The organism is Micromonospora sp. HK10, from assembly GCF_000982955.1.
GTDB lineage: Bacteria > Actinomycetota > Actinomycetes > Mycobacteriales > Micromonosporaceae > Micromonospora.
Genome location: NZ_KQ058827.1, coordinates 37647 through 46078 on the forward strand (window position 1 = coordinate 37647; position 8432 = coordinate 46078).

The window sequence follows — 8432 nt, forward strand, 5'->3', positions numbered from 1 at the left end:
GGTTGGTCTACTACGCGGGGTAGGATTGCCGGGTGACTCGGCTTGGTGATCTCGAACGTGCGGTGATGGACGTGCTGTGGGACACCGTGCCCGCCGCGTCGGACGGCGTGACCGTCCGCGAGGTCGCCGACGCCCTGGACGGGCGGGAACTGGCGTACACCACGGTGATGACCGTGCTCGACCGGCTCGCCGGGAAGGGCATGGTGCAGCGGCAACGCGAGGGGCGGGCCTGGCGCTACCGGCCGGCGGCCACCCGCGAGGCGCACATCGCCCAGCTCATGCTCGACGCTCTCGACCTCGGCGGCAGCCGGGACGCCGCGCTGGTGCGCTTCGCCCGCTCGGTGACCGGCACCGAGGCGGAGGTGCTGCGCGCCGCGCTCGGCGCCGAGGCGGGCGGGACCGGCGCCGAGTTGACCGACCGGGTCGAGGACCCCCGGGCCGGCGGCCCGGCGCTCGACGAGGCGACGGACCGGTAGGGCGGCTGCCGTGGCGTACGCCCTGCACTTCGCCGCGACCATTCTGGCCTGCTGGCTGACCGCGCAGGTCCTGGCCACCGCGCGGTGGACCTGGCGGGCCCCCCGGGTGGCGATCGTCTGCTGGCAGGCGGTCGGGTTGGCGCTCGGGCTCTCCGCCATGGGGCTGCCCATGGCGCTCGGCCTGGCCGCGTACGACCTGCCGACCGGCAGCGCGCTGCTGGCCCTCGCCGACGACCTGGCCCACGGCACCCTCCCGGCCGGGCTGGGCGTGCCGCACCTGGGCCTGGTCGGGGTCGGCTTCGGCATCGGCGCGGTGCTGCTCACCACGACCGTCCGCAGCATCCACGGCGCCGTGCGGGCCCAGCGCCGGCACCGCGACCTGCTCAGCCTGGTGGCCCGCCGGGACCCGACGGTCCCCGGTGCGCTGGTGCTCGACCACCCGAGCGCGGCCGCGTACTGCCTGCCCGGGGTGCGGCCCCGGGTGGTGGTCAGCGCCGGCGCGCTCAGCCTGCTCGACCGGGCCGAGCTGGCGGCGGTGCTCACCCACGAGCGGGCCCACGCGCAGGAGCGGCACGACCTGGTGCTGCTGCCGTTCACCGCGCTCTGCCGCGCGCTGCCCTGGTTCCGCTGGGTCCGCGACGCGCACGAGCGGGTGGCCCTGCTGGTCGAGATGCGCGCCGACGACAAGGCCCGCGAGCTGCACGCCGAGGAACCCCTGGCCGGGGCGCTGCGGCGGTTCGCCGCCGCCGGGCACCGGGTCACCCCGGCCGGCGCGCTCGGCGTCGGGGACCGCGACCTGGACGTCCGGGTGCAGCGGCTGATGGTCGCCGACCGGCCGCCGCGGGTGCTCGGCACCACGGCCCTCTCCGTCGCGACCCTGCTGGTCGCGTTGCCGATCTCCCTGTTCCTGAGCTGACCGGCGGGAAGCCGGGCCAGGGCCGCCTCCCGCCGCTATAGGTAGCTAGCCTACGTGTAGTCTCGCTATGACAAGCGAGTCAACTCGTGGGAGGACGGCCATGGATCCCCTGCTCCTCGCCCGCCTGCAGTTCGCCACCACCACCTCGATCCACTTCCTCTTCGTGGTGGTCACCCTCGGCCTGGTCACTCTCCTGGTCGGGCTGCAGACCGCCGGGTTCATCACCGGCAAGCCGGTGTACGAGCGGCTGACCCGGTTCTGGGGCCAGCTCTACGTGATCAACTACGTGCTCGGGATCGCCACCGGCATCGTGATGGAGTTCCAGTTCGGGCTGAACTGGAGCGGCCTGTCGCGGTACGTGGGCAACGTCTTCGGCGCGCCGCTGGCCATCGAGACGCTGGTCGCGTTCTTCCTGGAGTCCACGTTCCTCGGCATGTGGATCTTCGGCTGGCACCGGCTGCGCCGCGGCGTCCACCTCGCCCTGCTCTGGGGCGTCGCGATCACGGCGTACGCCTCGGCGTACTGGATCATGGTGGCCAACGCCTGGCTCCAGCACCCCGTCGGCTACGAGGTCCGCGACGGCGTTGCCCACCTCACCGACTTCGGCGCGCTGCTCACCAACCCGACGCTCACCTTCGCGTTCGGACATGTGGTGATGGCGGCCCTGGTCACCGGGGGCACGCTGATGGCCGCGGTCAGCGCCTGGCACCTGCTCCGGCGCACCCCGGACTTCCTGCTCTTCCGCACGTCGCTGCGGCTCGGCCTGATCACCATGGCGCTCGCCGTGACCGGCCTGCAGGGCTTCGGCTTCGCCCAGTTCGCCCCGGTGGGGGACCTCCAGCCCACCAAGTTCGGCGGCGGACCGGACCGCGACGCCATGGTGGCCGAATGGACCACCCGGTTCGGGCCCGGCGACTACACCCCGCCGGTGCTCTCCAACGTCGGGCTCGGCTTCATGATCCTGATCGGTTTCACCCTGGGCTGCGTCTGGCTGCTGCTGCCGCTGCTCTGGCGGGACTGGATCATCCGGCTGAAGTTCCCGCTCTGGCTGCTGCTGCTCGCCCTGCCGCTGCCCTTCGCGGCGGTGCTGCTGGGCTGGCTCGCCCGCGAGGTCGGCCGCCAGCCCTGGGTGGCGTACGGGCTGCTGCCGACCGATCAGGCCGTCTCGCCGGTGGGCAGCGGACTGATGCTCACCTCGCTGGTCGGCTTCACCCTGCTGCTCGGCGCCCTCGCGGTCACCAACTGGACCCTGCTGGCCCGGCACGCCGCGCGGGGCGCCGCCGACCCGGCGCTCGGCCGTCCGCCCGCGCCCGACACCGACACCCGCCCGCACCCCGTGTTCGCCTGAGGGAGCCCGCCGTGGAACTCGCCTGGTACGCCCTGCTCGGCCTCTTCTTCGCCACCTACCTCGTCCTCGGCGGCTACGACTACGGCGTCGGCCTGCTGCTCGCCCGGCGGCCCACCGCGCCCGCGACACCGGAGCACGACCGGGCGGCGGACGCGTCGAGCCGGGCCGCGCTGAACGCCGTCGGGCCGTTCTTCCTCGGCAACGAGGTGTGGCTGGTGACCGCCGTCGGCATCCTCTTCGGCGCCTTCCCGACCCTGGAGGGCGAACTCCTCTCCGGCTTCTACCCGGTCGTGCTCGGCGCGCTGGCCGGGGTGGTGCTGGTGACCGCCGGTGTGCAACTGCGCAGCCGGCCCCGCGCGCAGGCGGCCCGCGCTGGCTGGGACCGGGTGGTGGTGGCCGGCAGCGCCCTCGCCGCGCTCGGCTGGGGCGCCCTGCTCGGCGGCCTGCTGCAGGGCGTGCCGCGCACGGCATCCGGTCACGTCACCGGGGTGGGTCACGTGCTCACCCCGTTCGTGGCCGCCGTCGGGCTGGCCGTGCTGGCGCTGGTCGCCGTGCAGGGTGCGACCTTCCTCACCCTCCGCCTGCCGGCCGCCGACGCGGCGCCGGTCGCCCGGCTCGCCCACCGGCTGGTCCCGGCGGCACTCGCCGCGGTCGGCACGGCCGCCGTCCTGGGCCTGCTCTCCGACCGGGTACGCGCCGCCGTGGCGCGGCCGGCGGTCGCCGTACTCCTGCTGGTGGCGCTGGTCGCCGCGCTGCTGGTGGCCCGCGCGGCGCTGGGCCGGGGCCGGGCCGGGGTGGCCTTCGCGGCGACCAGCGCCGCACTGGCCCTGCCGGTGGCGCTGGTCGGCGCGGCGCTCTGGCCCCGGGTGCTGGTCTCCACGGTCGACCCGGCCGCCTCCCTCACGGTCGCCGACGCGGCGGCGAGCGGGCCGACCCTGTCACTGCTGGGCTGGCTGGCGCTGCCGCTCGTGCCGGCCCTACTAGGCTTTCAGGCGATGTGCTGGTGGGTGTTCCGGGGACGGACCGACGGCAGGGCACCGGTGTACTGGTGAACCGCCGCCCGTTCGACCCGCGTGTGCTGCGCCGGGTCCCCGCGGCCCGGCGCGATCTCGCCGTGCTCACGGTGCTGGGCGGGCTGACCGCGCTGCTCGTGGTGGCGCAGGCCACCGCGCTGGCGACGCTGCTGGCCACGGCGATCGACGGGCGGCTGCACCGGCCGGCGCTGGCCGGTTTCGTGGCGGCGGTCGCCGCGCGGGCGCTGGTCAGCTGGGGGCAGGGCACGGTGGCCGCCCGGGCCGCGGCCACCGTCAAGGCGGCGCTCCGCGCCGACCTGCTCCGCGCGGTCGGCCGGCACGGCCCCACCTGGGTCGCCGGCCAGCGGGCCGGCCAGTTCGCCACGCTGACCGGGCGCGGCCTGGACGCGCTCGACCCGTACTTCACCGGCTACCTGCCCCAGCTCGTGCTGAGCGTCACCGTGCCGCTCGCGGTGCTGGCCCGGATCGTCCTCGCCGACTGGAGCTCGGCGCTGATCATCGCGCTGACCATCCCGCTGATCCCGATCTTCGGGGCGCTGCTCGGCTGGCAGGCGCAGGCCGCCACCGAACGGCAGTGGCGCCGGCTGTCGCTGCTCGGTGGGCACTTCCTCGACATGGTGGCCGGGCTGCCCACGCTGCGCGCGTTCGGCCGGGCCCGGGCCCAGGTCGACGTGGTCCGCCGGATGGCCGACGGCCACCGGCAGGCGACCATGCGGACGCTCCGGATCGCCTTCCTCTCCGCGCTGGTCCTCGAACTGGTCGCCACCCTCTCCGTGGCGCTGGTCGCGGTGCCGGTCGGCATCCGCCTGCTCGGCGGCGGGCTCACCCTCTCCACCGCGCTGCTGGTGCTGCTGCTCACCCCGGAGGCGTACCTGCCGCTGCGGGCGGCCGGCAGCCGGTTCCACGCCAGCATGGAGGGGCTCACCGCGCTCGACGAGGCGCTCACCCTCTCGGCGCCCCCGGCGGACACCGCACCCGCCGGCACCCGTCCTCCGGCTCCCGGCGGGCGCGGTGAGATCCGCTTCGAGGGGGTCACCGTCGCGTACGAACGGACCACCGCGCTGCGGGACGTCACCCTCACCATCCGGCCCGGCGAGCGGATCGCCGTCATCGGGCCCAGCGGGGCCGGCAAGACCACCCTGCTCAACCTGTTGCTCGGCTTCGTCACCCCGACCGCCGGCCGGGTCACCGTCGACGGCGTGGACCTCGCCGGGGTGGACCTTGACGACTGGCGGCGGCAGCTGGCCTGGGTGCCGCAACGGGCCCACCTCTTCGCCGGCTCGCTCGCCGACAACATCCGCCTCGGCGCGCCGGACGCCCCCGAGCCGGTGCTCGCCCGGGCGGTCACCGACGCCGCGCTCGACGAGGTGATCACCGCCCTGCCCGACGGGCTGGCCACGCTGCTCGGCGAGCGCGGTCACGGGCTCTCCAGCGGGCAGCGGCAGCGGGTGGCGCTGGCTCGGGCGTTCCTCCGGGACGCCCCGCTGGTGCTCCTCGACGAGCCGACCGCCCGGCTGGACACCGCCAGCGAGGCGGTGGTGCTGGCCGCCACCCGGCGGCTGGTCGCCGGACGTACCGCGCTGCTGGTCGCGCACCGGCCCGCGCTGCTGGCGGACGCCGACCGGATCCTGCGGGTGGAGGACGGCCGGGTCACCGAGCTGACCCCGGCCACGAAGGCGGCGACCCGATGACCGACGCGACCAACCGACCCGATGACCCGGCCACCGGCCCCGACTGCGCCACCGGCCCCGACAGCGCCACCGGGCCGGACGGTACCGCCGGGCCGAACGGCGCCACCGGACCCCACGGCGCGTCCGGGCCGAACGGCGCCACCGGGCCGCACGGTGCCACCGGGCCGGCCGGTGTGCGGTCCGGTCCCGACCAGCCGGTGCGGGCCGTGCCGGGCGGGGTCTCCGGGGACGGGGTGACCCCGGCCGGGCGCGACCCCGGCGTACCGACCGCCGGCGAGCCGAACCCGCCGGAGCTGCTGCCCGGCGGGCCCGCCCCCGCCACCCCCGACGGCCGGCCGGGTGGGCCGCGCGCCGAGCGGGCGGTGCTGCGGCTGGCCCGGCCCTACCTGGGCCGGCTGGTCGGTGCCGGGCTGCTCGCCGCGGCCACCGAGTTCGCCGGGCTGGCCCTGATGGCGACCGCCACCTGGCTGCTGATGAGCGCCGCCGGCCGGCCGCCGCTGGACCGGCTCACGGTGGCGATCGTCGCGGTCCGCGCCCTCGCCGTCAGTCGGGGCGTGTTCCGCTACACCGAACGGCTCGCCGGGCACGATGCCGTGCTCCGCATGATCACCGATGTCCGGGCCCGGGTCTTCGCCACCCTGGCCGCCCGGCGGGACGCGGCCACCCAGCGGACCGGCGACGCGCTGAGCCGGCTGGTCTCTGACGTGGAGGCGGTGCAGGACCTGCTGCTGCGGGTGCTGGTGCCGGGCGCGGCGGCCGTGCTGGTGAGCTTCCTCGCCGTCGGCAGCGCGGCGCTGATCTCGCCGCCGGCCGCCGGCGTGCTCGCCGCCGGTCTCCTGGTGGCCGGCGCGGTGCTGCCCGCCCTGGCCACCGTGCTCACCCGGCGGGCCGCCGACGAGGTGGCCCCGCTGCGCGGCGCGCTCGCCGTGGACGCGGTGGACCTGACCCACGGGGCCGCCGACCTGGCCGCGTTCGGGGCGACCGGCACGGCGCTGGCCGCCGCCGAGGCGCGCGCCGGCCGCCTCGCCCGGCTCGAACGCCGGCTCGCCGCGGCCGGCTTCGCGGTCGACGCGGTCGGGGTGCTGGTCGCCGGAGTGACCGCGGCCGCCGTGGTGTACGTGGCGCTCCGCGCCGGGGTCGGCGGGGTGCTCGTCGGCGTCCTGGCGGTGGGCACCCTGACCGCCGTGGAGACCGCCCTCGCGCTGGTCGGAGCCGCCCGGCAGCGCACCCAGCTCCGGGCCGGCCTGGACCGGGTCGCCGCCCTGCTCACCGCCCCCGAGCCCACCGCCGGGCCGGGCCCGGCACCAGCCGGCCAGGACGTGCGGTTCGCGGGCGTGACCGTCCGGTACCGTCCCGGTGCCCCGCCGGCGCTGGCCGGGGTCGATCTCGACCTGCCCGCCGGCCGCCGGGTCGCCGTGGTGGGGCCGAGCGGCGCCGGCAAGAGCACCCTCGCGGCCGTACTCACCGGCGCGGTGCACCCCGATGCCGGCCGGGTGAGGCTGGACGGGGTGGACGTCGCCGCCTACCCGCCCGAGGAACTGCCCCGGGCGATCGGCGGTCTGCTCGCCGAGGCGTACGTCTTCCACGCCACCGTCCGGGAGAACCTGCTGCTCGGCCGGCCCCGCGCCGACGAGGCGGAGCTGACCGTCGCGGCCCGGGCGGCCGGCCTGCTGGACTGGGTACGCGCCCAGCCGGACGGCTGGGACACCGTGGTCGGCGAGCAGGGCGGGCAGCTCTCCGGCGGGCAGCGGCAGCGGCTCGCGCTGGCCCGGGCGCTGCTGGCCGCCCCGGCCGTGCTGGTGCTGGACGAGCCGACCGAAGGGCTCGACCCGGCCGCCGCGGACGCGGTGCTCGCCTCGGCGCTGGCGGCCACCCCGGCCGGGCACTCGGTGCTGCTGATCAGCCACCGGCTCAGCGGCCTGGCCGGGCTGGACGAGATCCTGGTCCTCGACGCCGGCCGGGTGACCCAGCGCGGCCGGCACGCCGACCTGATCGACCGGCCCGGCTGGTACCGGGACCAGTGGCTGCTCCAGGAGGCGGCCGAGCGCGGCTACCTCGCCCTGGGGCCGGCCGCCTGACGGCGCACCCGGCCCGGATCGCCGCCCCGGGTGGACCCCGATCCCATTCCGGGAAAACCCCGGACGCGGCGGGCGGCGCCGGGTGGCAGGGTGGTCGCATGCGGGGGTACGCGGAAGTGCTGGTCGAGGAGCGGCTGGACGAGTTGGCCGGCCGGCTGCGGGGTCCGGCCCGCCTCAAGTCCGATCTGCTGACCGAGGCGCGGCACGCGTTGCGGGACGCGGTCGAGGCGTACCGGGAGGACGGGCTGCCGGCGGTGGAGGCCGAGCGGCGGGCGGTGGCCGAGTTCGGCAGCGCCGCCCAGCTCGCCCCCGACTACCAGGCCGAGCTGGCCGCCGGGGCGCTGCGCGGGTTGGCGGCGCGCGCGCTCGCCGTGGCCGGGGTGCTGCTGGCCGCCGGCGACCTGACCTGGCAGGGGTCGAGCTGGAGCGACGGCCCGGGCCCACCGACCGGCTACCAGCTCCTCTCCGCCTCAATCAACGGCATCTGGAGCCTGGTCGCCGCGCTGGCGGTCGCCGGGCTGCTGCTCGGGTTCCTCGCCGCCCGGCACCCGTCGCCACGACTTCCCCGGCTCGCCCGCGGGGCCGGCTACGGGCTGACGGCCGGCCTGGCCGGCGGCGCCGTGGCGGGCGGCGCCCTGTTCGGCTGGTCGGTCAGTCTCTGGGACGCGGCGCTGACCTGGCCCCCGATGATCATCGGGGCGGTGCTGGTCAGTGCCGCCTGGTTCGCGCTGGCCAGGGCCGCCCGCTGCTGGCTGACGGCCGCCCGCTGACGGACCGGCCGCCGACCCGGGCGGATCAGGCCGACGCGGACGGGTCAGGCCCGGGCGGGCGGGTCAGGCCGCCGACGCGGGCGGATCAGGCCGCCGACGCGGACGGGTCAGGCCGGGGC

Annotated in this window: 7 protein-coding genes; all 7 read left to right on the forward strand. The window is 77.0% G+C overall.

Annotation, left to right across the window (positions count from 1 at the left end):
- Positions 1–32: 32 nt before the first annotated feature.
- The 7 genes from LQ51_RS15710 to LQ51_RS15740 all read left to right on the forward strand — a co-directional run bounded on the left by LQ51_RS15710 (position 33) and on the right by LQ51_RS15740 (position 8313).
- Positions 33–476: a BlaI/MecI/CopY family transcriptional regulator gene (locus tag LQ51_RS15710; RefSeq protein WP_046566475.1), complete on the forward strand. Its 444-nt coding sequence runs from the start codon at positions 33–35 to the stop codon at positions 474–476.
- Positions 477–486: 10 nt separating this feature from the next.
- Positions 487–1392: a M56 family metallopeptidase gene (locus LQ51_RS15715; RefSeq protein ID WP_046566478.1), complete on the forward strand. Its 906-nt coding sequence runs from the start codon at positions 487–489 to the stop codon at positions 1390–1392.
- 100 nt (positions 1393–1492) lie between these two features.
- Positions 1493–2740, forward strand: a complete 1248-nt coding sequence (locus LQ51_RS15720) for a cytochrome ubiquinol oxidase subunit I (RefSeq protein WP_046566480.1) — start codon at positions 1493–1495, stop codon at positions 2738–2740.
- 11 nt (positions 2741–2751) lie between these two features.
- Positions 2752–3792: a cytochrome d ubiquinol oxidase subunit II gene (locus tag LQ51_RS15725; protein WP_046566482.1), complete on the forward strand. Its 1041-nt coding sequence runs from the start codon at positions 2752–2754 to the stop codon at positions 3790–3792.
- Positions 3789–5465, forward strand: a complete 1677-nt coding sequence (gene cydD, locus LQ51_RS15730) for a thiol reductant ABC exporter subunit CydD (protein ID WP_046566483.1) — start codon at positions 3789–3791, stop codon at positions 5463–5465. Before LQ51_RS15725 ends, cydD begins: the two co-directional genes overlap by 4 nt.
- The gene (gene cydC, locus LQ51_RS15735; protein WP_231605755.1) at positions 5462–7543 is read left to right on the forward strand and encodes a thiol reductant ABC exporter subunit CydC; all 2082 of its coding nucleotides are present in this window, start codon (positions 5462–5464) and stop codon (positions 7541–7543) included. Before cydD ends, cydC begins: the two co-directional genes overlap by 4 nt.
- Positions 7544–7641: 98 nt before the next feature.
- Positions 7642–8313: a permease prefix domain 1-containing protein gene (locus tag LQ51_RS15740; RefSeq protein ID WP_046566484.1), complete on the forward strand. Its 672-nt coding sequence runs from the start codon at positions 7642–7644 to the stop codon at positions 8311–8313.
- Positions 8314–8432: the final 119 nt, after the last annotated feature.

What these genes read in the sequence shown, in the direction of transcription:
- cydC (WP_231605755.1), top strand. Translation starts at nt 5,462, where the DNA reads ATGACCGACGCGACCAACCGACCCGATGACCCGGCCACCGGCCCCGAC.
- LQ51_RS15740 (WP_046566484.1), top strand. Translation starts at nt 7,642, where the DNA reads ATGCGGGGGTACGCGGAAGTGCTGGTCGAGGAGCGGCTGGACGAGTTG.
- LQ51_RS15720 (WP_046566480.1), top strand. Translation starts at nt 1,493, where the DNA reads ATGGATCCCCTGCTCCTCGCCCGCCTGCAGTTCGCCACCACCACCTCG.